The following is a 24,647-nucleotide window of genomic DNA, read 5'->3' as shown; positions in this document are numbered from 1 at the left end:
CCGATGACCATGCGCCGCCTGATGACCTGGCTGTTCGGCGCCTTCCTGTTGCTGCTGCGCGAGGATGCCTTCGCCCTCGGCCTGCTGGACGGCTATCACCTGGCCCTGGAGAACGACCCGCAGTTCCAGGCCGCGATCCAGGAGCACGAGGCCGGCAGGCAATACCGTGCGCTCGGCCGCGCGGCGCTGCTGCCGCGCCTGGTGTACAGCTACAACCGTGGGCGCAGTTGGTCCGATGTGACCCAGGCCACCACCCGCGGCGATTTCAAGGAAGACCGCGACTACGACAGCTACGTCTCCACCCTCAGCCTGCAACAGCCGTTGTTCGACTACGAGGCCTTCAGCCGCTACCGCAAGGGCGTGGCCCAGGCGCTGCTGTCCGACGAGCGCTTCCGCAGCCAGAGCCAGGAACTGCTGGTCCGGGTCCTGGAAGCCTATACCGGCGCGCTGCTGGCCCAGGACCAGATCGAACTGGCGCGGGCGCAGAAACGCTCCTACCGCGAGCAGTTCCAGCTCAACCAGCGCCAGTTCGAGCGCGGCAACGGCACCCGCACCGACACCCTGGAGACCCAGGCCCGCTTCAACCTGGCCCAGGCCCAGGAAATCGAGGCGCGGGACAGCCAGGATGCCGCCCTGCGCGAGCTGGAGCGACTGGTCGGGGCGCCGCTGGAGATCGCCGACCTGGCGCCGCTCGGCGAACGCTTCCAGGTGCGCCCGCTGAGCCCCGCCAGCTACACCGCCTGGCGCGACCTGGCGCTGGCCGAGAATCCCGAGCTGGCCTCGCTGCGCCACGCGGTGGACGTGGCCCGCTACGAGGTCGAGCAGAACCGCGCCGACTTCCTGCCGCGCCTGGGCCTGTACGCCAGCACCGGCAAGTCCAAGTCCGGTTCGGAGAACACCTACAACCAGCGCTACGAGACCGACAGCGTCGGCATCCAGTTGAGCGTTCCGCTGTTCTCCGGCGGCGAGACCCTGGCGGCGACGCGCCAGGCCACGCATCGCATGGAGAAGAGCCATTACGACCTGGACGACAAGGTCCGCGAGACCCTCAACCAGGTGCGCAAGATGTACAACCAGAGCAGCAGCAGCGCGGCGAAGATCCGCGCCTACGAGATGACCGTGGATTCGGCGCGGACGCTGGTGATGGCCACGCGCAAGAGCATCGCCGCCGGGGTGCGGGTCAACCTCGACCTGCTGAACGCCGAGCAGGCGCTGTACAGCGCGATGAACGAGCTGTCCAAGGCCAAGTACGACTACCTCACGGCCTGGGCACGCCTGCGTTTCTACGCCGGGGTGCTGGACGAAGCCGACCTGGAACTGGTGGCGGCGAACTTCGTTTCCGGCGAGACGCCGGCGCGCCGCCGCGACTGCGCGACGACGGATTGCCCGGCGCCGCTGCACACCCTGTCGAAGACCGATACGGAGGAAAACCGGAGCGCGCTCAATTGAGACCGCGAAGGACGTGCGGGCAATTGTTCGCCTGGCGTGAAGTCGATGTCCCGGGCGGGTCGACAGAGGTCGAACAATACGCATGGAATTGTTTTTCCAATAAGGCACTATTTATGTGAAACGGTTTATATAATATTCCAGTGTCTTCGGTAGTTTATCTTTCCTGCATGATTTCATATATGCGGAATTCGTTCGTGCATATGCTTTAAGTGCAGCTTAATTTTTTTCATGAAACCTGTGGACATTGGAAAATGAGCTGTGTCAGTTTGGACTTCGGCCTGATCTGGCCGATAACTGCAATTATCCATCCGATAATTGTATCCGAGTTATTTCCTTTACAACTTAAAGGGATATGACAATGTCCAGCAATTCTCTTGCATTGAAAGGTCGTAGCGATGCGTATACCCAGGTAGACAACTTCCTGCATGCCTATGCGCGGGGCGGGGACGAATTGGTCAATGGCCATCCGTCCTATACCGTCGACCAGGCGGCGGAGCAGATCCTCCGCGAACAGGCGTCTTGGCAGAAAGCGCCGGGCGACTCGGTGCTGACCCTGTCCTATTCGTTCCTGACCAAGCCGAACGACTTCTTCAATACGCCGTGGAAGTATGTCAGCGATATCTACTCGCTGGGCAAGTTCAGCGCCTTCTCCGCGCAGCAGCAGGCCCAGGCCAAGTTGTCGCTGCAATCCTGGGCGGACGTCACCAATATCCACTTCGTCGACGCCGGCCAGGGCGATCAGGGCGACCTGACCTTCGGCAACTTCAGCAGTAGTGTCGGCGGTGCGGCGTTCGCCTTCCTGCCGGATGTACCGGATGCGCTCAAGGGGCAATCCTGGTACCTGATCAACAGCAGCTACAGCGCCAACGTCAATCCGGCCAACGGCAACTACGGACGCCAGACGCTGACCCACGAGATCGGCCATACCCTGGGCCTGAGCCACCCCGGCGACTACAACGCCGGCGAGGGCGATCCCACCTACGCCGACGCTACCTACGCCGAGGACACCCGCGCCTATTCGGTGATGAGCTACTGGGAAGAGCAGAACACCGGCCAGGACTTCAAGGGCGCCTATTCCTCGGCACCGCTGCTGGACGACATCGCGGCGATCCAGAAGCTCTATGGGGCCAACCTGACCACCCGCACCGGCGACACGGTGTACGGCTTCAACTCCAACACCGAGCGCGACTTCTACAGCGCCACCTCGTCCAGTTCCAAGCTGGTGTTCTCGGTGTGGGACGCCGGCGGCAACGACACCCTGGACTTCTCCGGCTTCAGCCAGAACCAGAAGATCAACCTCAACGAGAAGGCGCTGTCCGATGTCGGCGGGTTGAAGGGCAATGTGTCGATCGCTGCCGGGGTCACCGTGGAAAACGCCATCGGCGGCTCGGGTAGCGACCTGTTGATCGGCAACGACGTGGCCAACGTGCTCAAGGGCGGCGCCGGCAACGACATCCTCTACGGCGGCCTCGGCGCGGACCAGCTGTGGGGTGGCGCGGGAGCCGACACCTTCGTCTACGGCGATATCGCCGAGTCCTCCGCGGCGGCGCCGGATACCCTGCGCGACTTCGTCAGCGGCCAGGACAAGATCGACCTGTCCGGGCTGGACGCCTTCGTCAACGGCGGGCTGGTGCTGCAATACGTCGACGCCTTCGCCGGCCAGGCCGGCCAGGCGATCCTGTCCTACGACGCGGCGAGCAAGGCCGGCAGCCTGGCGATCGACTTCAGCGGGGACGCCCATGCCGATTTCGCGATCAATCTGATCGGCCAGGCGACCCAGGCCGACATCGTCGTCTGACGCGCTGAAGCGGGCGCGGTTCGGTGCGGCGGTACGAACCGCGGCCCTTCGGCCGGCCGGGCACTGTTCGAATTGATAGGTGTCTTCCACAGGAGCGAAGTTGTGAACTGTGGCGCGCCCGTGGGCCGGCGGCCCGGCGGACGAACGGAGGCCCGCGGCGCCTGGTGCGCGCTGGCGTTCGAAGCGAGGATGGCGGGCGGCGTTCGCCGCGTTCTCCGATGTTCCAGGCTTGAAGGAGATCTCTCGATGTCGGCAAGCGCGAAGCTCTCCAGGATGGTTTGCTTGCTCTGCGGTTTTTTCAGCACAGGTATCAGTATGGCCAGCAGTCTGATTCTTCTCAGCGCTTCCGATCTCGCCGGGCAATGGACCCTGCAGCAGGACGAGGCGCCCGCGATCTGCCACCTGGAGCTGCGCGACAGCGAAGTGGCGGAAGCCAGTGGCTACGACCTGGGCGGCGATACCGCCTGCCTGACGCGCTGGCTGCCCAGCGAGCCGCGCGCCTGGAGGCCTACCCCGGCCGGGATCGCGCTGCTCGAACGCGGCGGCCTGACCCTGATGCTCCTCGGTCGCCAGGGCGAGGGCGACTACCGGGTGCAGAAGGGCGACGGCGGGCAGTTGGTGCTGCGCCGCGCGACGCCCTAGCTCGCCTGCGGGTCAGACCACGAAGCGACCGATCATGCCCTTGAGGTCGTTGGCCAGGCGCGACAGCTCGTGGCTGGCGCCGCGGGTCTGCTCGGCGCCCTGGGTGGTCTGCACGGCAACGTCGCGGATGTTCACCAGGTTGCGATCGACCTCGCGGGCGACGTGGGCCTGCTCCTCGGCAGCGCTGGCGATCACCAGGGTGCGCTCGTTGATCCGCGTGGCGTGCTCGGCGATCTCGCCCAGGGCATGGTCGGCGGCCTCGGCCTCGTCGAGCATCTGCCGGGCGCGCTGGTCGTTCTCGCGCATCGCGGACACCGCGGTGTCGGTGCCCTCGCGGACGCTGGCGATCATGCCTTCGATCTCATGGGTCGATTGCTGGGTGCGGTGGGCGAGGGCGCGCACCTCGTCGGCGACCACCGCGAATCCGCGGCCCTGCTCGCCGGCGCGGGCGGCCTCGATGGCGGCATTGAGGGCGAGGAGGTTGGTCTGCTCGGCGATGGCGCGGATCACGTCGAGCACCTTGCCGATGTCCTGCGCCTGGCTGGCCAGGCCCTCCACCAGGCGCGCAGTCTGGCCGATCTCGGCGTTCATCTGGCGGATCGAGCGGACGGTCTGTCCGACCCGTGCGCGGCCGTTGCCGGCGGCCCGTTCCGAGAGACTGGAGGCCTCGGCGGTGGAGCTGGCGTTGCGCGCGACCTCCTCGACCGCCGCGCTCATTTCGTTGACCGCGGTGGCGGCCATCTCGATCTCATCGTTCTGCCGGGCCAGCGACCGGTTGCCTTCCTCGGTCACCGCGTTCAGTTGCTCGGCAGCGGCGGCCAGCAGCGCGGCGGAATCGCCGATCTGCTCGATGGTGTCGTGCAGGCTGGCCTGCATGCTGCGCATGGCCTTCATCAGTTGCGCCGGCTCGTCGTCGCCGTCGCTGGCGATCTCGCCGGTCAGGTCGCGGGCCGCGATGCGGTCGGCGCAGGACACCGCCTGGCGGATCGGCACGACGATGCTGCGGGTCAGCAGCCAGGCGATCGTCACGCTGGCCGCCAGGGCCACCAGCAGCACCGCGAGGATCGCGGTGGAGGCCCGGGAGTAGACATCGGCGGCTTCGGCGGTGGAGGCGCGGGCGGCCTCGCGGTCGAGGGCGATGAGTTGCTTCAGGGTCCGCTGCACCTGCTCGTAGCGCTGCAACTGGGCCCCGCCCATCAGCACGCTGGCTTCGTCGGTACGGTTGTCACGGGACAGCGCGAGCAGGGCGGCGTGTCCTTCGAGGTACTCCTGCTGGTGCTGGACGAACTGGTCGAGCAACGCGCGCTCCTCGTCCAGGACCAGCAAGGGGCGGTATTCCCTTTCCACCCTGGCGAGGGTAGCGATGACCTCGTCCATCCGTTGTTCCTGCTGGCGCATGCGCGTGGCGTCGTGCAGCAGCACGTGGTTCATCTCGCCGAGGCGCAGTTCGCTCATCAGGCCGCTGAGCTGGGCCGAGGCTTCGACGCTGGGCAGCCAGACCTCGCCGATATCCTTGGCGGCGCGGTTCAGCGAACCCATGCGGTTGTGCGCGAAGAGGCCGAGCGCCACCAGCAGCGAGGCGAGGATGGCGAAGCCGATGACGGCGCGTGGGGTGATGGCGATACGACGAAGAAGCATGGGTGGTCTCCGACCGGGCTGTGGGAAGGTGCTTGGGCCTGTAGCGGGGGGCGGAGGGGTTTCTTGAGGGTCTGCGGGGCTATTTGGAATTGCCCTACATGATTGCTAGGAATTTTCTGTAAGTTGCCGGTGTGCTCGAGCCGGTTATGCCGTTTTCGGCATGCTTCGGGTCGATTGAGGTCAAGAGAAGGCTGTCGCGGCAGGCCACCCTAGGGATTGGTCGAACAAGGAGAAGCCCGTGATCCGAATGACGCTGGACGAGGTCCGCGAGCTGGCCGTGCGCATCCTGCGCCGGCACGCTTTCAGCGAAGCCCATGTACAGGCGGTGGCCGATACCCTGGTGGCGGGGGAGCGTGACGAATGCGCGTCCCACGGTATCTGGCGGTTGCTCGGCTGCATCGCCACCCTGAAGGCCGGCAAGGTATCCGCCGACGCCGAGCCGGAACTGCACGACATCGCTCCCGGCCTGCTGCGGGTCGACGCCCATGGCGGGTTCTCCCAGTGCGCATTCCGGCTGGGGCTGCCGCATCTGCTGGAGAAGGCCCGCAGCCAGGGTATCGCGGCGATGGCGGTGAACCGCTGTGTGCATTTCTCCGCGCTATGGGTTGAGGTCGAGGCACTCACCGAGGCGGGCCTGGTGGCCCTGGCGACCACGCCGAGTCATGCCTGGGTGGCGCCGGCGGGCGGACGCAAGCCGATCTTCGGCACCAACCCGATCGCCTTTGGCTGGCCGCGTCCGGACGGCCCGCCGTTCGTCTTCGACTTCGCCACCAGCGCCGTGGCGCGTGGCGAGATCCAGTTGCACGAACGCGCCGGCAAGCCGATCCCGCTGGGCTGGGGGGTGGACGAGCAGGGCGAGCCGACCACCGATGCCAGCGCCGCGTTGCGAGGCGCCATGCTTACTTTCGGCGGGCACAAGGGCTCGGCCCTGGCGGCGATGGTCGAACTGCTCGCCGGTCCGCTGATCGGCGACCTGACCAGTGCCGAGTCGCTGGCCTACGACGAGGGCAGCCGTTCTTCTCCCTACGGTGGCGAACTGCTGATCGCCATCGATCCGCGGCGCATGCTCGGCGCCTCGGCGGAGGAGCACCTGGCGCGCGCCGAGACGCTGTTCGAAGGCATCGTCGAACAGGGCGCGCGCTTGCCCTCGCAGCGACGCTTCGAAGCGCGCGAACGCAGCGCCAGGGACGGCGTGACGATTCCCGAGGCGTTGCACCGGGAGCTGCTGGCGTTGCTGGAGTGAGCGCAAGGCGAGGGGCCGACCGGACAGCGTGGCGCAACGAGGACGACTGCGTAGGGCGGATAGCGCCAACGGCGTTATCCGCCATCCAGGCTTCCAGGCGTGCTCAATCCAGGGCCTCGCGCGTGCTCCGGCCATCGACCAGGCGCAGCAGGCCCAGCGGGTTGGCGTTCTTCAGGGCGTCCGGGAGCAGGCTGTCGGGGTAGTCCTGGTAGCACAGCGGGCGCAGGAAGCGTTCGATGGCCAGGGTTCCCACCGAGGTGCCGCGAGCGTCGGAGGTGGCCGGGTAGGGGCCGCCGTGGACTATGGCGTCGCACACCTCGACGCCGGTCGGATAGCCGTTGAATAGCAGGCGCCCGGCCTTGCCTTCGAGCAGCGGGACCAGCCCGGCGAACGCCGCGAGGTCTTCCGCTTCGCCGATCAGGGTCGCCGTCAACTGGCCGTGCAGGTTGTCCAGCGCGCGGGCAAGCTGTTCCTCGTCGGCCGCCTCGACGACCACGGTGGCCGGGCCGAACACCTCATCCTGGAGCAGTTCGTCGCCTTCCAGCAACAGGCCCACGTCGGCCTTGAACAACTGCGGATGGGCCTGCCGCCCTTCCTGTGGCGCGCCGGCCAGGCGCCGGATGCCGGGGTGGCGCTCCAGGCGTTGCAGTCCTTCGACATAGCTGCGCAAGGTGCCGGCGTTGAGCATGCTCTGTGCCGGCCTAGCGGCCAGTGCCTCGCCCAGGGCCGCGACGAAGGCGTCGAAGCCGGGGGAGCGCAGGCCAAGCACCAGGCCCGGCTTGGTGCAGAACTGGCCGCAGCCGAGCGTCACCGAGGCGGCCAGCTCCTCCGCCACCTGGCGGCCGCGCCGGCGCAGGGCTTCGGGGAGCACCACCAGCGGATTGATGCTGCTCATCTCGGCGAACACCGGGATCGGCTGCGGCCGCGCCGCTGCCAGGTCGCACAGTGCGCGCCCGCCCTTGAGCGAACCGGTGAAGCCGACCGCGCGGATGGCCGGATGGCGCACCAGCGCCTCGCCGACGCCGTTGCCGTAGACCATGTTGAATACCCCGGCCGGCATGCCGCTGTCGGCCGCCGCCTGGAGGATCGCGTCGGCCACGCATTCGGCTGTGGCCATGTGTCCGCCGTGGGCCTTGACCACCACCGGGCAGCCGGCGGCCAGGGCGGCGGCGCTGTCGCCGCCGGCGGTGGAAAAGGCCAGCGGGAAGTTGCTGGCACCGAACACCGCCACCGGGCCGAGACCGATTCGCCACTGGCGCAGGTCGGGACGCGGCGGGGTACGCCCGGGTTGTCCACGGTCGATGCGCGCGCCGTGGAAGTCGCTACGCCGCAGGACTTCGGCGAACAGCCGCAACTGGTTGGCGGTACGTGTTCGTTCGCCCTCGATACGTGCAGCGGGCAGCGCGGTCTCGCGACGGACCAGGGCGACGAAGTCGTCGCCCAGGGCGTCGAGGCGCGAGGCGATCGCCTCGAGGAATCCGGCGCGGCGCGCGGCGGACAGTTGCCGGTAGCGTGGATAGGCGCATTCGGCGGCGCGGGCGGCGGCGTCGACCTCCGCCTCGGTGGCCTGGACGAAGGCGTAGGGCAGCGCTTCGCCGCTGTCGGCGTCGAGGCTGCGCAGGATGAGGTTGCCGGCGGCGCTGCGAGCGCCGCCGACGTAGTTGTGACCGAGGATACTGGGCATGGGGCCTCCCTGGGGACGGTGGACGGAATGCTCTGCCGCTGGCTCTCGCCGGCCGCTCCCTGGGGAGCGAGGCGGCGAGGGCGCGGCGCCGGCTACAAGCCGACGTTCGGCAGCGCCGGCCGGCTGGCCAGGGCCTTGGCCATGATCCGCTCCACGTGCTCGCGATCGGCGCCGCGCAGGGCCAGGCGCGGTGGACGGGTGAGGGCGCTGCCGCGACCGGCGAGTTCCTCGCAGAGCTTGATGCACTGCACCAGGTCGGGACGGGCGTCGAGATGGAGGATCGGCATCAGCCACTCGTAGATCGGCATCGCCTCGGCGAAGCGCCCGGCCCTGGCCAGGCGGAAGATGGTCTCGCCTTCCTTCGGGAATACGTTGGACATTCCCGAGATCCAGCCCTGGGCGCCCACCGCCACGCTTTCCAGGACCACGTCGTCGAGGCCGGCGAAGAGGATGAAGCGCTCGCCCACCTGGTTGCGTACGTCGATGAAGCGGCGGGTGTCGCCGGAGCTGTCCTTGAAGCAGACGATGTTCTCGCAGTCGGCCAGGGAAACCAGGATGTCCGGGGTGACGTCGTTCCGGTAGATCGGCGGGTTGTTGTAGACCATCACCGGCAGGTCGGTGCCGCTGGCCACGCTGCGGAAATGCTCGGCGGTCTCGTGCGGCTTGGAGGAATAGACCAGCGCCGGCATCACCATGATGCCGTCGACGCCGACCCGCTCCACCGCCTTGGCCACCTTCGCCGCGCCGGCGCTGGTGAACTCGGCGATCCCGCAGATCACCGGCACGCGGCCGCCGGAGGCATCCTTGGCGACCTCGGTGACGGCCATCTTCTCCTCGATGGTCAGCGAGGTGTTCTCGCCGACGCTGCCGCATACCACCAGCCCGGACACGCCGTCGCGCACCAGGTTGGAAATGACCGTGTGGGTTTCCTCCAGGTTCACCGAGAAATCGGCGTTGAATTGGGTGGTGACCGCGGGGAATACGCCGCTCCAGTTGACGTGCTTGCTCATGGTTTCTCCTTTTTTCGTATTTCGTATACGAATTCAATCGGACCGCTGCGGTCCGAGTCACAGGGCGACGGCAGCGTTCGCCGTCGTGGACGATCCGGTACGCGCCGGATCGGTTTCCGCCCGGCCGCTGCCTGCGGTCGGTCGGGGTGGTCAGCAGTGGCCGTCGGGCCAGGTATCGGACAGCCGATAGCCTTGCGGCCAGGGATCGTCCGGGTCGAGCAGGTACTGGTGGATGCCGGTGATCCAGGCGCGCCCGGACAGGCACGGGAGGATCGCCGGACGGCCGCCGAGTTCGGTCAGCGACTCGATGTGGCAGTAGAATTCCGAACCGATGATGGAGCGCCCGACGAAGCGTTCGCCGACCCGCAGCTGACCTTTCGCCTGGAGCACCGCCATCCGCGCCGAGCAGCCGGTGCCGCAGGGCGAGCGGTCGATCTTGCCGGGGCGGATGACCACCGCGTTGCTCGCGCCGAGGACACCGTCGCGGCGCTCCGGCGGCGCGGCCAGCTGGCAGAAGGACAGATGGTCCCAGTCCGGGTTGGTCGGGTGGTGGAAGCCCAGTTGTTCGTTGGCCGCGTGGGTGATCTTCAAGCCGGTGGCGACCAGCTCGGCGGCCTCGTCGGCGCGCAGGGCGAAGCCCAGGCGCCGGGCGTCGGCGATGACGAAGCTGTCGCCGCCGTAGGCGGTGTCGACCTGTAGCGAGCCGAGGCCCTCGACTTCGATCCAGGCGTCGAGGCGGTCGGCGAACGACGGCACGTTGCGGATTTCCACCCGCTCGGCCTTGCCGTCGCGGCATTCCGCGCGGGCCTCGATCAGCCCGCCCGGCGCTTCCAGCAGCAGCCGGGTCAGCGGTTCGCGCATCGGCAGGATGCCGCTGTCGAGCAGTACGGTGGCCACGCACAGCGAATTGGAACCGGACATCGGCGGGGTGTCGGCCGGCTCCATGATGATCCAGCCCATCTGCGCGCGCGGGTCCTTGGCCGGCACCAGCAGATTGGCGTGGCGGAACACTCCGCCGCGCGGTTCGTTGAGGACGAAGTTGCGCAGGTCCTGGTCTCTGGCGATCCAGCGCGACTGTTCCCAGAGGGTGGCGCCGGGCGGCGCGGCGACGCCGCCGACGATCACGTCGCCGACCTCGCCTTCGGCATGGCAACTGACGATGTGGACGATCCGCTGCGAACGCATGGCTATCTCCTGTGCGGGGGCGGGCTCAGAGCACCGAGCGGAGGAATTCCACCGTCTCCGGCCGCTGCGGGTTGCCGATCACCTGGTCGGGGGTGCCGATCTCGTGGACCAGGCCATTGCGGAAGAACGCCACCCGGTCGGACACGTCGCGGGCGAAGCGGATCTCGTGGGTGACCAGGACCATGGTCATGCCTTCCTCGGCGAGCAGGCGCATGGTGTCCAGCACCTCGCCGACCAACTGCGGGTCGAGCGCCGAGGTGGCTTCGTCGAACAGCATGTAGTCCGGCGACATCGCCAGCGCCCGGGCGATCGCCATGCGCTGTTGCTGGCCGCCGGAAAGGCGCTGGGGGAAGACCTTGAGCTTGTCGCCGAGACCGACGTGGGTGAGTTGCTTCAGCGCCATCGCCTCGGCTTCGGCGCGGCTCTTGCCGAGCACCTTGCGCGGCGCGAGCATGACGTTTTCCAGCACGGTCAGGTGGGGGAAGGCGTTCCACTGCTGGAAGACGATGCCGATCTTCCGCCGCAGGCGGTTGAGGTCGGTGCCGCGGGCATGCACGTCGATGCCGTCGACGCGGATGCTGCCGCGCTGGATCGGCTCCAGGCCGTTGATGCACATCAGCAGGGTCGACTTGCCGGAACCGGAGCCGCCGATGATCGACAGCACCTCGCCCTTGTCCACCCTCAGGTCGACGCCCTTGACCACCTCGAACTGGCCGTAGGCCTTGTGCACGCCGCTGATCTCGATCATTGCTGCCATCTCCGTTCCAGCCGGGCGCCGAGTCGCGCGACCACCCAGCTCATGAGGTAATAGACGAGCCCCGCGATGCAGAGCACGAAGAGCGGTTCCTGGATGCGCGTGACGATGGTCTGCGAGGCGCGCAGCAGTTCGACGATGCCGATCCAGAGCACCAGCGAGGTGTCCTTCATCACCGACAGGGTCAGGTTGACCCAGCCGGGGAAGGCCACCCGGGCGGCCATCGGCAGGACGATGTGGAACAGGTCCTGGCGGTAGCTCAGGCCCAGCGAACGCGCGGCCCGGCGCACGCTCGGCGGCACCGAGAGGACGCCGCCGCGGACCACCTCGGTGCAGTAGGCGGCGGCGTACACGCCGAGCACCAGGCAGGCCACGGCGAAGGCGCTCCAGTCGAGGCCGAGGATGCTCTTGAAGGAATTGAGCAGGACGAACTGGATCAGCAGCGGCACGCTGCGGAATACGTCGAGCAGCGCCGCCAGTGGCAGGCTGGCGCGTGGCAGCAGGGCGCGGAGCAGGCCGAAGACGACACCCAGCAGGGTGCCGATCAGCATCGCCATGGCGGTGATGGCGAGGGTGGTCCAGGCGCCTTGCAGGAGGAACAGCAGGTCGTTGGCGGTGAGGCTGGTGGTGAACACGGCATTCCCCTCAGTAACGGAACAGGCGCCAGCCCAGCAGGCGGGCGGCCAGCACCAGCAGCTTGGCCATGGCGAAGTAGAGGACGGCGGCCAGGGCGAAGTATTCGAAGGTGCGGAAGGTCTTGACGTTGAGCGCCTGGGTGACGCCGGTGAGGTCGTTGGTCAGGCCCACCACCACGCCGAGGGAGGTCATCAGCATGGCCCAGACCAACTGGTTGGTCAGCGGGTAGAACACCACCCGCAGCAGCTGCGGGATCACCACCAGGCGATAGGCCTGCGGCGCGCTCATGCCCAGCGAGCGGGCCGCCCGCAGCTGGGTCTCGGGCACCGCCTGGAGGCCGCCGCGGAAGGTCTCGGCGAGGTAGCCGGCGTTGTTGAAGGTGACCCCGGCGAGCAGGGCGAACCAGGAACTGACGTGCAGGCCGAAGGAGCCCAGGCCGAAGTAGAGGATGTAGATCTGGAATAGCGCCGGGGTATTCCGCGCGATGGAGATCCAGGCTCCGGCGGCGGCGCGCAGCGGGCGGTTGCCGCCGAGCCGGGCGAAGGCCAGGAGCAGGGCGATGAGGATGCCGAAGAGCATCGACAGCGCGGTGACCTGGAGCGTCACCAGGCTGCCGGCGAGCATCTCCGGCAGGGCGTTGAACGCCGAGCGCCAGTGGAAGGTGTAGTCGAACATCAGCAGTCCTCGCTCAGCCAGGCGGGCAGCCCGGCGGGGGCCCGTCCACCGACGGCGGCCTCGACGCAGCCGGCGAGGCCGGCGAAGCGCACCTGGCGGCTGACCAGTCCGGGGGCGTAGTGGGCATACTTGGCGGAGTTGGTCATCAGGGTGCGCGCGCCCGGCGGCACCAGCGGTTCGTCGAGCATGCACCAGCAGGTGTCGGTGACCAGCCGCGCGCCGAACGCCTGCAGCGTCGCCAGGTACCCGGCCGCTTCGGCCTGGGCGACGACCTGCCGGCTGCTGGTGATCACCAGCGCTACCTCCGGGTGTCTGCGGCGGCCGTGGCAGAGCGCGGCGAGCTGGGCGAATTCGCTGGCGGAGAAGTGCGGGTTGCCCAGCGCCACCAGGTCGATCCGCGTCTCGTCGGCGCTGTCCAGCTCGCGCCAGGCGTCGCGCAGGCGCTCGCGACCGACCCGCAGGGTCCGCCGCGGCGCGCGGCCGCCGAAGGCGCTGGCCAGGTCAGGGGCTTCCGGGGTGACGCCGATGACGTGGAACATCGGCACCGAGGAACTGGTGCCCAGCGCCGCGCCGAAGGCCTTGAGCGCGTCGCGGTCCGGCTGCCGCTGCCGCAGGCCGTCGATCGCCGGGATCTGTCCGTCGCAGAGCAGGCCGCAGAGGTAGCCGAGGGTAGGGTAGAAGGCATCGTCGACGCTGCCGAGGTCTTCCACTTCGATCAGTACCCGCGCCTGGCGCTGCTCGTCGAGGTGGCAGCCGGCCAGCGGCGCGCGACCGGTGAGGGCGCAGCAGATATCCATGAAGTCGGCGTACTTGTTGGTGCGTGCGCCGAGCACGCTGTTGGCGAAGAGCACCGCGTTGGACTCGGCCCAGACGATCTGTTCGCCGGCCCGCGCGCTGTCGTCGAGCAGGTAGGGCGCGCAGGTGAAGCTGGGCTGCGCGCCCATGTCGAGATAGGCCTGGGCCAGGGCCGCGGCTGGCTCGCCGAGGGCGGCGGGTACGCCCTGTTCGCGCCAGCGGCGCTGGTCCACGGAGATGGCGTTGAGGGTGGTCGGTACCCGCACCCGGGCACCGAGGTCGCGCAGGGTCTCGGCGAAGCGCAGGCCGGCCGGGCCGGTGTAGATGCAAGCGTCGATGTGCGCGCGCTGGATCTCGACCAGCCGTTGCGCGCCCTGCAACGCCGCCATGCGCAGGACGATGCGCATCGCCAGGCGCGCGGCTTCGCCGTGTTCGCCGGCGAGCAGGGCCTGGTCGAAGGCGTCCAGTCGCGGGCCGGCATCGGTCGCCAGCGCTTCGGCGGGCCGGGCCTCCAGCGGCGGCGGGGCATCGCGGTGGAGTTCCAGGCGACCGTCGGTCAGGCGCGCCCAGGGATAGGCGGCGAGTTCGTCGAAGCGCTCGCCGAGACAGGCGATGGGGAGCGAGCGGCCGAACAGTTCCTCGGCGACGATGGCGCCGAGGGCGAGGATTTCGTCCGGTTCGCGCAGGAGGATCGCCGCCGGCGCGCATCCGCCGAGGATCAGTTCCAGCAGTACGCTGCTGCCGGTGCAGGAGCCGCGCCCGCCGGGAATCGCCAGCAGCCTGCCGTGCAGACGGCGGCCGCTGAGCGGGTGGTGGCGGTCGATCACTTCCGCGCTGCGCGGGTCGACGCCGCCCCAGAAGCTCAGGCCGGTCGGTGCGTACAGCAGTTCGCCGGACGCGCTGCCGGCGACCAGGGTACGGGGAACGATGAGGTGTGCGTGCTTCATCGGCGCATCCAGGACGGGGGGAAACGGCGCGGCCCGACGGCGGACCGCGCCCTCGGCTTCAGCGGTAGACCGCGCTGGTGGTCAGCTCTGGCGCCGTGCCGCCGACCCATTTCTGCGCCAGCTCGGCGTAGCGGCCGGTGCGCACCTGCTGGTTGATGAACAGGTTCAGGTAGTTGAGCAGGCCGTATTCGTTGCGCTTGGCGCCGAGGGCCACGTAGTCGATGTCATAGGGCGCGTCACCGGCGATCTTCAGGCCCTTGTACTTGCCCGACTTGATCCACGAGGCGGCGACGGTGGAAGAGACGACCGTGGCGTCGATATGCCCCTGGCTGATCGCCAGGGCGGTGTCGGCCTCGGACTGGTAGGCGCGGAAGCTGCCCTTGGCGTCGCCCCAGGCCTGGCTGTCCTTCTCCAGGGCCAGCGCCTCGAAGGTGCCGGCGGTGCCGCCGACCGGGCGGCCCTTGAGGTCCTCGTAGCTGGCGATGCCGGTGTCCTCGCGGGTCAGTACCACCTTGACGAAGGCGAAGTAGGGGATGCTCATGCCGATGGTCTTGGCCCGCTCCAGGGTGTCCGAGGTGGACGCGACGATCACGTCGGCGCGACCCGATACCAGTGCCGGGATGCGGTCGGGAAAGGGCGTCTCGACGATCTCCGCCTTGACGTCCAGGGCCTTCGCCAGGTCGTGGCAGTAATCGACGTCGAAGCCCACCGGGTTGTTCTGCGCATCGCGCGAGCCCATCGGCGGAAAGTCCAGGGTGACGGCGCAGCGCAGCTTGCCGGACTCGATGATGTCGTCGAGCTTGTCGGCCTGGGCGAGACCGGCGAGGGAACAGCCCAGGGCAGCGGTGAGGGCTAGGGCAAGGGTCTTCTTGGTATTCATGGGGGCCTCTGGCGATGCGGTTGAGCGGAAGGGCGGCACATCTCGTATTTGTGATTTCGTATACGATATTTTAAGCGAGCAATGGCTGTGCCAGAACCTCGTCCGACGCCGATAAAAAATCTTTCGCTGGAGCGCGACCGCTTTGGCTGGCGCGTCGCTGTGCCATGCCGCGCCGGACTGCGCCCCGCTCGGACGCGGCCGGCGGTGTTACAAAAGGGAGCAGGATTGCTACCGCCGCCCCGTGGCGGGGCGAGGCGTTACGCTTTTCGGGGCTGGCGATGGGTCTCGCGGTACTGGCTCGGCGAGAGTCCGGTGAGCGCCTTGAACTGGCGGCTGAAGGCGCTGTGGTCGGTGTAGCCGCAGCGCAGGGCGATCTCGGTGATCGGCGCGTCGCCGGCGAGCAGTTGCGAGGCGGCGCCGAGCCGCGCCTTGTGGATCATCTGCCGTGGGGTGAGCTGGAAGATGCGCTTGCAGTGACGTTCCAGTTGCGCCACCGAGAGCCCGGCGATGGCAGTGAGATCGGCGAGGCTGAGCGGCTGGTCGTAGTGCTCGCGGATATGCGCGTCCACCGCCGCCAGCCGGCCGTAGGCCGGGTGCGCCGACTGCGCCGCCGGCAGGTCGTGGGAGATGCCGGCCATGCCGATGATCGCCCCGTCGGCATCGCGCAGCGCCTGCTTGTGGGTCAGGCACCAGCCCGGCTGGCGACCGGGATAGAGGTGCAGCTCCAACTGGTTCTCCAGCGTCGCGCCGCCGCGCAGCACGCGCCGATCCTGCTCGGCATAGAGCGGACCGAGGCTGGAAGGGAAGACCTCGTCGGCGCTGCGGCCGAGCAGTTCGGCCTTGTCCTTCACGCCGCAGCGGCGTGCCAGGGTGCGGTTGACCAGGACGTAGCGGGCGCGCTCGTCCTTGACGAAGAACACCACGCCGGGCATGGCGTCGAGCAGCGCCTCGACCTGGCGCAGGCTGGCCAGCAGGCTGGCGAGGTCGGCGGGGGGCGGGGCGGCGAGCAGGTCGTGCATCGGGGCGAAGGCCTGGCTGGGGGACCGCGCCAGCATACGGGGCGCCGGCGGCCGGGAACAGGGCCCGGCCGCGCGCCTCAGTTGCCCGGCGAGTCGCAGCGCAATGGCACCGTGCGCACGCGGCGCAGGTAGAAGAGGCAGGTGGCGCCGAGCAGCAGCGTCATCAGGACGAACTCGACGGCCAGGGTCGTCTGCGTCGCTTCCAGGTAGTCGCCATGGCGCTCCAGCCTGTGCGCGAACACCGCGCCGAGCAGCGCCGAGCCGAGGCCGAGGGAGGCCTGCTGGACGGTGGCGAGCATGGCGCTGCCGGCGCCGGCCTGGGCGGTCGGCACCTCCGAGAGGCCGATGCGGAAGAAGCTGCTGACGATGAACGCCTGGCCGAAGCCGATCACCAGGGTCGCCGGCGCCAGGTTGAGGATGCCCGGCTGCGGCCAGACCCGTTGCAGGGTCAGCATCAGGCCGAGCAGGCCGTACATCTGGATGACGCAGCCGAGCAGCAGCAGGCGTACCGGGCCGATCCGCGCCGCCACCCGGGCGGTGAGCAGCGCCGAGACGAAGTAGGAGGCGCCGAGGACGATGAAGGCATTGCCGGCCTGTACCGGCGAGAGACCGGCGCCGGCCTGCAGGGCCAGGGCGAGGGCGAACATGAAGCCGCTCCAGCAGGCGAAGAACAGGATCGCCAGCAACAGGCCGAAGCGGATGCTCGGCAGGCGCAGGAGCGACGGCGGCAGCAACGGCCAGGCCTGGCGACGTTCCTGGCGCAGCTCGGTGCGCCACAGCCAGGCCAGCAGCGGCACCGCCGCTGCCAACAGCAGGGCGCAGGGCCAGGACCAGTGCAGCGATGGGCCGAGAGCCAGCGGCAGCAGCAGGCAGAGGATCAGCGCGGCGAGCAGCAGGGTGCCCGGCGCGTCGACGCGGGCGGCATGCTCGGCGCGGGTCTCCGGTACCCAGCGGCGGCTGCAAAGGAGAATACCGAGGCAGATCGGCAGGTTGATCAGGAACACGCTGCGCCAGCCGAGGCCGCCGATGTCGGCGGAGACCAGGAAGCCGCCGAGCACCTGGCCGACGACGAAGGCCAGGCCGCCGATGGCGCCGTAGGCGGCCAGTGCGCGGGAATGCGCGTGGCCGCTGAGGCTGACATGCAGGGTGGCGAGAATCTGCGGCACGACCAGCGCCGCGCCGACGCCCTGCAGGGCGCGCGCCACCAACAGCAGCCAGACCGAACCGGCCAGCCCGCAAAGCAACGAGGCGACGGCGAACAGGGCGACGCCGAGATCGAACAGGCGGCGACGGCCGTAGTTGTCGCCAAGCCGGCCGCCCATTGCCAGGCACACGGCGAAGGCCACGCCGTAGACGGCGACGATCAGTTCCAGTTCGGTTTCGCTGGCGCCGAGGGAATGGGCGAGGGCGTCGAGGGCGACGTTGACGATGGAGAAATCGATCATCGGCAACAGTTGCCCCGCCAGCAGGATGCAGAGCCCGGCGAGGCCGAGCCGCGACGACGAGACGGTGCTGGGCATGGGCGGAGTCCTTGTGCGGAAGGGAGTGGGCTGGCAGCATGCGCTTCTGGCTAACCCGGTACCAGTTCTTGCTTATCCTGGTATTGGCGCTACCCGTCTGCCCTCCGGAGGACTTCGCCATGCCCCTCGACGCCCCTGCCAGCCACGCTGCGGAAAGCCCCGCGCAGCCGTCCCGCGCCGAACAGCTGGGGGCCTTCCTGCGCCGCCGGCGGGAAAGCATCGAGCCGCAGCGGGTCGGCATTTCCCGCCTCGGCCGCCGACGCACGCCGGGCCTGCGTCGCGAGGAGGTGGCGCAGCTCGCCGGGGTCGGCGTGACCTGGTACACCTGGCTGGAGCAGGGCCGCGCGGTACGCGCCTCGGAGCAGGTGATCGGAGCCATCGCCCGGGCCCTGCTGTGCAACGAGACGGAAACCCACCACCTGTTCAACCTCGCCGGGCTGGCCGCGCCGACCTCGGCGCGGCGGGTGGTCTGCGAGAAGCCTTCGGCCGCCACCCAGGCCATCCTCGATGCCCTCGACCCGTTGCCGGCCATGGTGCAGAACGCCCGTTTCGACATCCGCGGCTACAACCGCGCCTATTGCCGGCTGGTGGGCATCGACCTGGCGGAGATCCCCGAGGAAGACCGCAACTGCATCTACCTGGCGCTGACCCACGAGCGCTGGCGCTACTGCATGGCCAACCGCGAGGAGGCGTTGCCGCGGATGGTCGGCTTCTTCCGCGCGGCAATGGTCGAGCGCATGGGCGATCCGCTGTGGGAGCGGCAGTTGCAGCGCTGCCTGGAGGTTTCGGCGGAGTTCCGCGAGATCTGGCGGCGCAATGAGGTGATGGGCATCGAAAACCAGCTCAAGCGCTTCCGTCATGCGCGCTGCGGCGAATTCGAACTGCAGCAGACCAACTGGTGGTCGGCGCCGAAGAACGGCGATCGCCTGCTGGTCTTCGTCCCCCTCGACGACCACGCTCGCGACTGCCTGGAGCAACTGTGAGTCGGCGCCCTGTCCCGTAGCCAGCGCCTGCTCGACCTGCTGCAGATTTTGCGCCGGCATCGTTACCCGGTGGCCGGGCATGTGCTTGCCGGCGAACTGGGGATCAGCCTGCGCACCCTCTACCGCGATATCGCCACCCTGCGACAGCAGGGCGCGCACATCGAGGGCGGCGCCGGCGCCAGGCGTTGCTGCGCGAGTGGCGTGAACGGGAAAGCATCGCCGCGCAGTGAGCGACTGCTGCCGGAGACTGACAGACGGCCACCGCCTGCGGGTCTAGCGCCCGGCGCTGTAGCGGCTCAGAGCCGGAACTCCTCGGCGATCAGTTCGCCGAGGCGCTCCAGCGCCGGCGGCCGCTCTCCCGGGGCGAAGGCCAGGCGAATGCGGTGGGCGGGCAGTTCGGCGAAGCCCTCCGCCGGCCCCAGCACGCGCATCGTCGGGCCGACCCGCGCGCGGTCGATCACGCCGATCGCCAGGCCGCCTTCGATGGCCGCTTCCAGCGCCGCCGCGCCGGGACTGCTGACCACCGTGCGCCAGCGCCGGCCCGTCGCGCCGAGGGCTTCCAGCAGCGCCTGCCGATAGGGACAACCCTGGCCGTGCAGGGCCAGCGGCAGCGGGCGTTGCGGATCGATCCGCAGGCCGTGGCCGGCAACCCACACCGGCTGGGTGCCGCCGATCTCGCGGGAGTGCCCGTCGTACGGGGGGGCGTCTTGCGCTTGCACCAGCAGGGCGAGGTCCAGCTGGCCGCGCCGCAGGCGTCCGGCCAGCCTGCCGCTGGCGTCGGTGAGCACCTCCAGCTCCAGCGCCGGCAGTTCCGCGCCGAGGCGCGGCAGGAGACGGCCGAGCAGCTTGCCGGCGTATTCCTCGGAAATGCCGAAGCGCACCCGCAGCGGCTCTTCCCGTCTGCGCAACCCGGCGAGCACGCGGTCGTGGGTCTCCAGCAGCTCGGCGGTCTGGCGCTGGAACCGCTGCCCCAGCGGGGTCAGCCGCACCGACTGGTTGTCGCGCTCGAACAGCCGGCCGCCGGCCAGTTCCTCCAGGCGCCGGACGTGGGTGCTCACCGCCGAGGGGCTGCGGTTGAGGTGGCTGGCCGCGGCGAGAAAGCGGCCGAAGCGCAGGATGGCATGGAAGGTACGCAGCAGCTCGATATCCAGGTTGGCGCTCATGGTTCCGATTTCCTGCATGACTGGTGCAGATAGTTTCGTTTGATAGTAGCGGCGGAGGCCGCCTAGCCTCGACTCGAACCTGACCGACGGAGGCGAGCGATGCGCGCGACCACCTGCACCCCGCGAGCGATGCCCGGGGCGACCCGCCTGCTGGCCGTGCAACTGGGCATGGTACTGGCCTGGAGTTCCGGCTTCGTCGGCTACCGCTATGCCATGGAACAGGCGCCGGTGTTCCTCACCAGCTTCTGGCGCTTCGCCGTCTGCCTGGCGCTGCTGCTGCCCTTCGCCTGGGCCGGGCTGCGCCGGTTGTCGGCGCGCCAGTGGCGGCGCCAGGCGCTGATCGGGGTGCTGGCCTACGCGGGCTACATCGCGCCGATCGCCAAGGCCATCGAACTCGGCGTCTCGCCGGGCGTGGCGGCGCTGATGGCCGACCTGTTGCCGCTGCTGGTGGCCTTGCTGGCGCTGGTCCTGCCGGGGCAGCGAACGCGGCCGGGGCAGTGGCCGGGGATCGCCCTGGGCGTCGCCGGGGTGCTCTGGGCCGGGCATGCGGCGCTGGCGCTGGGGCGGGCGCCGGGCTGGGCCTACGGCCTGCCGCTGCTGGGCATGCTGGCGCTGGCCCTGGCCACCCTGTTGCAGAAGCGCTGGGACGACGCGCCGGGATCGCTGGCCGTGGTGCTGTTCGTGCAGATCGGCGCCGCGCTGCCGGCGTTCGCCGGCCTGGCGTTGGCGGAGGGTAGCCTGCGGCCGCCGCTGTCCGGCGGATTCCTGTTCGGGCTCGCCTGGCTGGTGCTGCTGCCCACCTTCGGCGGCTACGGCCTGTACTGGCTGGGCCTGCGCCATCTTTCCGCACAGGGCGGCAGCGCGGCGCTGTACCTGAGCCCGGCGCTGACCCTGCTATGGGCGCACTGGATGTTCGCCGAGCCGCTGACACCCATGCTGCTGGGTGGCCTGCTGCTGTCGCTGGCCGGCCTCGGCTGGCTGTATCGCGCCGAGCGTCGCTAGCCGGCGTCGCCCTGCCAGCGGGCCAGGGTCTCCAGGCGCGCCGGGCTGAACGGCGGACGCGGCGCCGGAGGTGTCCAGCCGAACAGGAATTGCGCGGCGCCGCCGCATATCCGCCCCTGGCAGGCGCCCATGCCGCAACGGCTGTGCAGCTTGGCCTCGGTCCAGCCGGCATGCCCGGCCAGCGCGGCCAAGGGGACGTCTTCGCAACGGCAGACCAGGGTATCCGCCTCCGCCAGTTCACGCAGTTCGGCACGCAGGGTGAAGTGTCGCGCCAGGGTGTCGGCGAAGCCCTGCCAGCGTCGCCGTCGTGGCCACAGGCGGCGAGCCGCGTCGCGCTCGTCGACGGCGGCATGGCCGGCGATGGCGCCTTCCACCAGGGCCAGTTCGCTGCCGCCGAAGCCGGTGCATTCGCCGGCGGCGTAGTGGTCGGGCAGGCTGCCGGCCTGCCATTCGTCGACGGCGAGCGCCTGGCCGTCGAGGCGATAGCCGAGGGCCTGGCCGAGTTGCACGTTGGGCACCAGGCCGAAGCCGCAGGCCAGGCGTTCGCAGGCGATCTCGCGGACCCGACCGCCTTCGCGCAGGCGCACGGCTTCCAGGCGCTCCTCGCCGAGGGCGGCGAGCACGTAGCTGTCGGCGCGGTAGCTACGGGCGAACAGGCCGGCGGCCTGCCACAGCTTGCCGGGCCAGCGCGGCAGGCGTACGGCGAAGGCGGCCAGGGTTCTCGCCGGCGCCTGTTCGGCGATGCGCAGCAGGCGCGCCCCGCACTGGCTGGCGCTGGCGGCGCTGGCCAGCAGCAGCGGGCCGGAGCCAGCCACCACCAGGCGCTGGCCGGCCAGTGGCAGGCCGCCCTTGGCCAACGCCTGCAGGCCGCCGGCGCCGGTGACGCCGGGGAGGGTCCAGCCGGGAAACGGCAGCAGCAGTTCGCGGGCGCCGGTGCAGAGGACCAGGCGTCGGTAGCCGACCTGCCAGCCGCGTTGCGGGTCTTCCAGCAACAGGCGCCTGCCGGGACCGCAGGCGACCACCCGGGTCGCCGGGAAGTGCTCGACATTGGCCTGCCCGGCCAGGCGTTGGCGCATCTGATGGGCACGCGGCGGCAGGCTGGCACGCGGGCCGTCGCGCCAGATCTGTCCGCCGGCGGCCGGGTTGTCGTCGACCAGGGCGATGCGCGCGCCGCTCGGCGCGGCGGCCAGCGCTGCGGCCAGGCCGGCGGGGCCGGCGCCGACGATCAGCAGGTCGTAGTCGGCGCTCATGCCTGGGTCTCCACGCGCATGCCGGGTTGGCAGACGGTCTGGCAGGCCAGGCGTCGCCGACCGTCGATCAATACCCGGCATTCCTGGCACGCGCCCATGCCGCAGAACGGCGCGCGCCGCCCGCCGCCGACCGCGCTGCGGGAGCAGCCGTCGCCGCCGAGGGCGAGGGCGGCCGCCACGCTGGTACCGACGGCGACCCGCAGCGGACGCCGGTCGATGAACAGTTCGATCATGGCCGGGCACTCCCGGAGCTGGAGAGGAAGCGTTGCGGCAGATAAGGCGTGGGATCCAGCGGCGGCGTTTCGCCGAACAACTGGGCGGCGAGCAGGCGCGCGCTGCCCGGCGCGGTGGTCACGCCCAGGCCCTCGTGGCCGACCGCCAGCCACAGGCCCGGCTGCGCCGGGTGCTCGCCGAGCAGCGGCAGGCCGTCCGGAGTGGCGGCGCGGAAGCCGGTCCAGGCACGGATCGCATTGAGGCCGGCGAGCCCCGGCAGGTAGTCCAGGGCACGCCGCAGCATGCGCGCCAGCACCGGGCCTTCCACCTGCGGGTCGAGCGTGTCGAACTGCCGCGAGGAGCCGAGGAAGATCTGCCCGGTGGGGCGCGGCTGGGCGTTGAAGGCTACCGAGGTACCGCTGCTGGCGTGGGCGCTGCTGACATAGCCGAGTTCCACCAGTTGATGGCGGAGGGTGCCGGGATAGCGGTCGGTGATCAGCAGGTGGCCTTTCTTCGGGCGGATCGGCAGCTCCGCGCACAGCTCGCCGGCATGGATGCCGTTGGCCAGCACCAGCGCCTCGGCGCTCAGCCAGCGGCCGTCGGCCAGGCGCAGGCGGCTGCCGTCCACTTCGCTGACTTCGGCGTGCAATCGACGCAGGCGCGGGCCGGCTCGTTCGAGCAGCCAGCGCGCCGCGTTGGGCGCGTAGAGGATGCCGTCGCCCGGCACCTTCAGGGCGCCGGCGAGGCCTGGCCGCAAGACCGGTTCCAGGTCACGCAGGCGCGCGGCGTCGAGCATCTCGCAGGCGACGCCGGCGGCCAGCAGGGCCTGGCGCTTGCGCTCGGCTTCGGCGAGTTCGGCGGCGTCGGCGGCCAGCCAGAGGGTGCCGCAATTGCGGTACGCGCAGTCTTCCGGCAGATCCGCCGCCCAGGTGCGCCAGGCCTGGATCGAGTAGTCGCTGAGGGCCAGTTCGGCCGGGTTGTCGTCCATCGCCACCAGGTGCCCCATGCCCACCGCGGTGGCACCGCCGCGGCGGCTGTCCAGCACCAGTACGTCGAGGCCGCGACGCGCCAGTTCATGGGCGCAGGCGCTGCCGACGATGCCGGCGCCGACCACGATGACCTCGGCGTTCACCGGCGGATGCCCCAGGCGAACGGATCGTCGTCCGCCAGCAGCAGGGTGGCTTCCGCGCTGACGTGGGCGCGGCCGCGGATGGTCGGCACGATACGCCCGCCGGGCTGGCCGTCGAGCCATTCGTAACGCCCCTCGAACTGGCTGCCGATCACGCTCGCCTGGCGCCAGGGCTGGCCGGGCAGCAGCTTGCCGTCGGCGGCCAGGCAGGCCAGCTTGGCGCTGGTGCCGGTGCCGCAGGGCGAGCGGTCGTAGGCCTTGCCGGGGCAGAGCACGAAGTTGCGGCTGTCGGCGTGGGGGTCGTCGGCGAACAGTTCGATGTGATCGATGGCGCCGCCGTCCTCGCCGCGGATGTCCTGGTCGTCCAGCGCCTGCTGGACGGCGACGGTGTAGGCGGTGAGGGCGTCGAGGTTGTCGCCGGCGAGGCGCTGGCCGTGTCCGGCGACCAGGAAGAACCAGTTGCCGCCCCAGGCGATGTCGCCGCTGACCCGGCCGATGCCGGGCACTTCGACGCTGACCTGGCGACGGTAGCGGTAGGCCGGCACGTTGCGCACGCTGACCGAGCCGTCCTCGTGGAGGGTCGTCTCGACCTCGCCGACCGGTGTCTCGATGCGGTGCACGCCGGGACCGATCCGCCCTAGGTGTGCCAGCGAGGCGACCAGGCCGATGGTGCCGTGGCCGCACATGCCGAGGTAGCCACTGTTGTTGAAGAAGATCACTCCGGCACAGGCTTCGGGATCGACTGGTGCGCAGAGCAGGGCGCCGACCAGTACGTCGCTGCCGCGCGGTTCGAGGATGCAGGCGGCGCGCCAGGCGTCGTGGCGCTCGCCGAGCAGGCGCCGGCGCTCGGCCATGTCGCCCTGGCCGAGATCGGGAAAGCCGCCGATGACCAGGCGGGTGGGCTCGCCGCCGGTATGCGAATCGATGATGCGGATGCGTTGCATGGTGGCCCTCGCCTGTGCCGGGGTATGCGCCACAGGGTGGCGTTTCGGCGGGGCGGGGCGCTTGAGGGTTTTCGCTCAGGCGAGTGAC

22 protein-coding genes and 1 pseudogene are annotated in these 24,647 nt (G+C 69.8%); 7 read left to right on the top strand and 16 right to left on the bottom strand.

Annotated features, from left to right (window positions below; genetic code table 11):
- The first annotated feature begins 3 nt into the window (after positions 1-3).
- From aprF to aprI, 3 genes are all read left to right on the top strand, one after another.
- The gene (aprF, locus tag M6E97_RS16725; RefSeq protein WP_003086727.1) at positions 4-1,449 is read left to right on the top strand and encodes an alkaline protease secretion protein AprF; all 1,446 of its coding nucleotides are present in this window, start codon (positions 4-6) and stop codon (positions 1,447-1,449) included.
- A gap of 358 nt (positions 1,450-1,807) precedes the next feature.
- Positions 1,808-3,247 carry a serralysin family metalloprotease AprA gene (gene aprA / locus M6E97_RS16720; RefSeq protein ID WP_003086731.1) on the top strand — a complete coding sequence of 480 codons (1,440 nt, stop codon included), beginning with the start codon at positions 1,808-1,810 and terminating at the stop codon, positions 3,245-3,247.
- A 246-nt stretch (positions 3,248-3,493) separates the two neighbouring features.
- Complete coding sequence (aprI, locus tag M6E97_RS16715) at positions 3,494-3,889, top strand: alkaline proteinase inhibitor AprI (protein ID WP_003082543.1); 396 nt, start codon at positions 3,494-3,496, stop codon at positions 3,887-3,889.
- 12 nt (positions 3,890-3,901) lie between these two features.
- Here the strand turns inward: aprI and M6E97_RS16710 are convergent, their stop codons facing one another.
- Positions 3,902-5,527 carry a methyl-accepting chemotaxis protein gene (locus M6E97_RS16710; RefSeq protein WP_023126362.1) on the bottom strand — a complete coding sequence of 542 codons (1,626 nt, stop codon included), beginning with the start codon at positions 5,525-5,527 and terminating at the stop codon, positions 3,902-3,904.
- 238 nt (positions 5,528-5,765) lie between these two features.
- Here M6E97_RS16710 and lhpD point away from each other — a divergent pair, with 238 nt between their 5' ends.
- Positions 5,766-6,770 carry a bifunctional delta(1)-pyrroline-2-carboxylate/delta(1)-piperideine-2-carboxylate reductase gene (lhpD, locus tag M6E97_RS16705; protein ID WP_003082545.1) on the top strand — a complete coding sequence of 335 codons (1,005 nt, stop codon included), beginning with the start codon at positions 5,766-5,768 and terminating at the stop codon, positions 6,768-6,770.
- Between the two features lie 103 nt (positions 6,771-6,873).
- Here lhpD and M6E97_RS16700 read toward each other — a convergent pair whose 3' ends face one another.
- The 10 genes from M6E97_RS16700 to M6E97_RS16655 all read right to left on the bottom strand — a co-directional run bounded on the left by M6E97_RS16700 (position 6,874) and on the right by M6E97_RS16655 (position 17,875).
- On the bottom strand, positions 6,874-8,454 hold the full coding sequence (locus M6E97_RS16700; RefSeq protein WP_033938933.1) for an aldehyde dehydrogenase (NADP(+)): 1,581 nt from the start codon (positions 8,452-8,454) through the stop codon (positions 6,874-6,876).
- Between the two features lie 92 nt (positions 8,455-8,546).
- Positions 8,547-9,464 carry a dihydrodipicolinate synthase family protein gene (locus M6E97_RS16695; protein WP_033938935.1) on the bottom strand — a complete coding sequence of 306 codons (918 nt, stop codon included), beginning with the start codon at positions 9,462-9,464 and terminating at the stop codon, positions 8,547-8,549.
- Positions 9,465-9,614: 150 nt separating this feature from the next.
- Positions 9,615-10,649 (bottom strand): trans-3-hydroxy-L-proline dehydratase, encoded by a 1,035-nt coding sequence (locus M6E97_RS16690; protein ID WP_003140430.1) that lies wholly within the window; start codon positions 10,647-10,649, stop codon positions 9,615-9,617.
- A gap of 25 nt (positions 10,650-10,674) precedes the next feature.
- Positions 10,675-11,397 (bottom strand): amino acid ABC transporter ATP-binding protein, encoded by a 723-nt coding sequence (locus M6E97_RS16685; RefSeq protein ID WP_003086746.1) that lies wholly within the window; start codon positions 11,395-11,397, stop codon positions 10,675-10,677.
- Complete coding sequence (locus M6E97_RS16680) at positions 11,394-12,038, bottom strand: amino acid ABC transporter permease (RefSeq protein ID WP_003082557.1); 645 nt, start codon at positions 12,036-12,038, stop codon at positions 11,394-11,396. Before M6E97_RS16680 ends, M6E97_RS16685 begins: the two co-directional genes overlap by 4 nt.
- A 10-nt stretch (positions 12,039-12,048) precedes the next feature.
- Positions 12,049-12,714, bottom strand: coding sequence for an amino acid ABC transporter permease (locus tag M6E97_RS16675; RefSeq protein ID WP_003086750.1), 666 nt, complete (start codon positions 12,712-12,714; stop codon positions 12,049-12,051).
- Complete coding sequence (locus tag M6E97_RS16670) at positions 12,714-14,456, bottom strand: aconitase X (RefSeq protein WP_034005193.1); 1,743 nt, start codon at positions 14,454-14,456, stop codon at positions 12,714-12,716. The genes M6E97_RS16675 and M6E97_RS16670 overlap by 1 nt, the downstream gene beginning before the upstream one ends.
- A 58-nt stretch (positions 14,457-14,514) precedes the next feature.
- On the bottom strand, positions 14,515-15,336 hold the full coding sequence (locus M6E97_RS16665) for a transporter substrate-binding domain-containing protein (RefSeq protein WP_034005194.1): 822 nt from the start codon (positions 15,334-15,336) through the stop codon (positions 14,515-14,517).
- A 257-nt stretch (positions 15,337-15,593) separates the two neighbouring features.
- Positions 15,594-16,391 (bottom strand): AraC family transcriptional regulator, encoded by a 798-nt coding sequence (locus M6E97_RS16660; RefSeq protein WP_003110834.1) that lies wholly within the window; start codon positions 16,389-16,391, stop codon positions 15,594-15,596.
- Between the two features lie 41 nt (positions 16,392-16,432).
- Positions 16,433-17,875 carry an MFS transporter gene (locus M6E97_RS16655; RefSeq protein WP_034005196.1) on the bottom strand — a complete coding sequence of 481 codons (1,443 nt, stop codon included), beginning with the start codon at positions 17,873-17,875 and terminating at the stop codon, positions 16,433-16,435.
- 38 nt (positions 17,876-17,913) lie between these two features.
- On the opposite strand from M6E97_RS16655, the gene M6E97_RS16650 reads away from it, so the two are divergent.
- Together M6E97_RS16650 and M6E97_RS16645 are read left to right on the top strand one after the other, a co-directional pair.
- Positions 17,914-18,858: a helix-turn-helix transcriptional regulator gene (locus tag M6E97_RS16650; protein WP_003133531.1), complete on the top strand. Its 945-nt coding sequence runs from the start codon at positions 17,914-17,916 to the stop codon at positions 18,856-18,858.
- 9 nt (positions 18,859-18,867) lie between these two features.
- Positions 18,868-19,017 (top strand): annotated as a pseudogene (locus M6E97_RS16645) (HTH domain-containing protein); the annotation flags it as partial.
- 137 nt (positions 19,018-19,154) lie between these two features.
- On the opposite strand, the gene M6E97_RS16640 reads toward M6E97_RS16645, so the two are convergent.
- Complete coding sequence (locus M6E97_RS16640; RefSeq protein ID WP_034005198.1) at positions 19,155-20,021, bottom strand: LysR family transcriptional regulator; 867 nt, start codon at positions 20,019-20,021, stop codon at positions 19,155-19,157.
- Positions 20,022-20,120: 99 nt separating this feature from the next.
- Here M6E97_RS16640 and M6E97_RS16635 point away from each other — a divergent pair, with 99 nt between their 5' ends.
- Positions 20,121-21,023, top strand: a complete 903-nt coding sequence (locus M6E97_RS16635; RefSeq protein WP_003133530.1) for a DMT family transporter — start codon at positions 20,121-20,123, stop codon at positions 21,021-21,023.
- On the opposite strand, the gene M6E97_RS16630 is transcribed toward M6E97_RS16635, so the two are convergent.
- The 4 genes from M6E97_RS16630 to M6E97_RS16615 are packed head-to-tail and all read right to left on the bottom strand — an operon-like array spanning position 21,020 to position 24,559.
- Positions 21,020-22,273 (bottom strand): NAD(P)/FAD-dependent oxidoreductase, encoded by a 1,254-nt coding sequence (locus tag M6E97_RS16630; protein WP_034005200.1) that lies wholly within the window; start codon positions 22,271-22,273, stop codon positions 21,020-21,022. The genes M6E97_RS16635 and M6E97_RS16630 overlap by 4 nt on opposite strands.
- Positions 22,270-22,506 carry a (2Fe-2S)-binding protein gene (locus tag M6E97_RS16625; RefSeq protein ID WP_014603678.1) on the bottom strand — a complete coding sequence of 79 codons (237 nt, stop codon included), beginning with the start codon at positions 22,504-22,506 and terminating at the stop codon, positions 22,270-22,272. Before M6E97_RS16625 ends, M6E97_RS16630 begins: the two co-directional genes overlap by 4 nt.
- Positions 22,503-23,618: a D-hydroxyproline dehydrogenase subunit beta LhpB gene (lhpB, locus tag M6E97_RS16620; protein ID WP_003145329.1), complete on the bottom strand. Its 1,116-nt coding sequence runs from the start codon at positions 23,616-23,618 to the stop codon at positions 22,503-22,505. Before lhpB ends, M6E97_RS16625 begins: the two co-directional genes overlap by 4 nt.
- Positions 23,615-24,559, bottom strand: coding sequence for a 4-hydroxyproline epimerase (locus M6E97_RS16615; RefSeq protein WP_034005201.1), 945 nt, complete (start codon positions 24,557-24,559; stop codon positions 23,615-23,617). Before M6E97_RS16615 ends, lhpB begins: the two co-directional genes overlap by 4 nt.
- Positions 24,560-24,647: the final 88 nt, after the last annotated feature.

The sequence above is a fragment of the Pseudomonas sp. B111 genome (assembly GCF_026428275.1).
In the GTDB taxonomy this organism is placed as follows: Bacteria; Pseudomonadota; Gammaproteobacteria; order Pseudomonadales; family Pseudomonadaceae; genus Pseudomonas; species Pseudomonas aeruginosa.
Note: the sequence above shows the minus strand (reverse complement) of the source record. Positions and strands in the feature narration are given on the sequence as shown.

What these genes read in the sequence shown, in the direction of transcription:
- aprF (WP_003086727.1), top strand. Translation starts at nt 4, where the DNA reads ATGACCATGCGCCGCCTGATGACCTGGCTGTTCGGCGCCTTCCTGTTG.
- aprA (WP_003086731.1), top strand. Translation starts at nt 1,808, where the DNA reads ATGTCCAGCAATTCTCTTGCATTGAAAGGTCGTAGCGATGCGTATACC.
- aprI (WP_003082543.1), top strand. Translation starts at nt 3,494, where the DNA reads ATGTCGGCAAGCGCGAAGCTCTCCAGGATGGTTTGCTTGCTCTGCGGT.
- M6E97_RS16710 (WP_023126362.1), bottom strand. Translation starts at nt 5,527, where the DNA reads ATGCTTCTTCGTCGTATCGCCATCACCCCACGCGCCGTCATCGGCTTC.
- M6E97_RS16700 (WP_033938933.1), bottom strand. Translation starts at nt 8,454, where the DNA reads ATGCCCAGTATCCTCGGTCACAACTACGTCGGCGGCGCTCGCAGCGCC.
- M6E97_RS16695 (WP_033938935.1), bottom strand. Translation starts at nt 9,464, where the DNA reads ATGAGCAAGCACGTCAACTGGAGCGGCGTATTCCCCGCGGTCACCACC.
- M6E97_RS16690 (WP_003140430.1), bottom strand. Translation starts at nt 10,649, where the DNA reads ATGCGTTCGCAGCGGATCGTCCACATCGTCAGTTGCCATGCCGAAGGC.
- M6E97_RS16685 (WP_003086746.1), bottom strand. Translation starts at nt 11,397, where the DNA reads ATGATCGAGATCAGCGGCGTGCACAAGGCCTACGGCCAGTTCGAGGTG.
- M6E97_RS16675 (WP_003086750.1), bottom strand. Translation starts at nt 12,714, where the DNA reads ATGTTCGACTACACCTTCCACTGGCGCTCGGCGTTCAACGCCCTGCCG.
- M6E97_RS16670 (WP_034005193.1), bottom strand. Translation starts at nt 14,456, where the DNA reads ATGAAGCACGCACACCTCATCGTTCCCCGTACCCTGGTCGCCGGCAGC.
- M6E97_RS16665 (WP_034005194.1), bottom strand. Translation starts at nt 15,336, where the DNA reads ATGAATACCAAGAAGACCCTTGCCCTAGCCCTCACCGCTGCCCTGGGC.
- M6E97_RS16660 (WP_003110834.1), bottom strand. Translation starts at nt 16,391, where the DNA reads ATGCTGGCGCGGTCCCCCAGCCAGGCCTTCGCCCCGATGCACGACCTG.
- M6E97_RS16655 (WP_034005196.1), bottom strand. Translation starts at nt 17,875, where the DNA reads ATGCCCAGCACCGTCTCGTCGTCGCGGCTCGGCCTCGCCGGGCTCTGC.
- M6E97_RS16650 (WP_003133531.1), top strand. Translation starts at nt 17,914, where the DNA reads ATGCGCTTCTGGCTAACCCGGTACCAGTTCTTGCTTATCCTGGTATTG.
- M6E97_RS16640 (WP_034005198.1), bottom strand. Translation starts at nt 20,021, where the DNA reads ATGAGCGCCAACCTGGATATCGAGCTGCTGCGTACCTTCCATGCCATC.
- M6E97_RS16635 (WP_003133530.1), top strand. Translation starts at nt 20,121, where the DNA reads ATGCGCGCGACCACCTGCACCCCGCGAGCGATGCCCGGGGCGACCCGC.
- M6E97_RS16630 (WP_034005200.1), bottom strand. Translation starts at nt 22,273, where the DNA reads ATGAGCGCCGACTACGACCTGCTGATCGTCGGCGCCGGCCCCGCCGGC.
- M6E97_RS16625 (WP_014603678.1), bottom strand. Translation starts at nt 22,506, where the DNA reads ATGATCGAACTGTTCATCGACCGGCGTCCGCTGCGGGTCGCCGTCGGT.
- M6E97_RS16615 (WP_034005201.1), bottom strand. Translation starts at nt 24,559, where the DNA reads ATGCAACGCATCCGCATCATCGATTCGCATACCGGCGGCGAGCCCACC.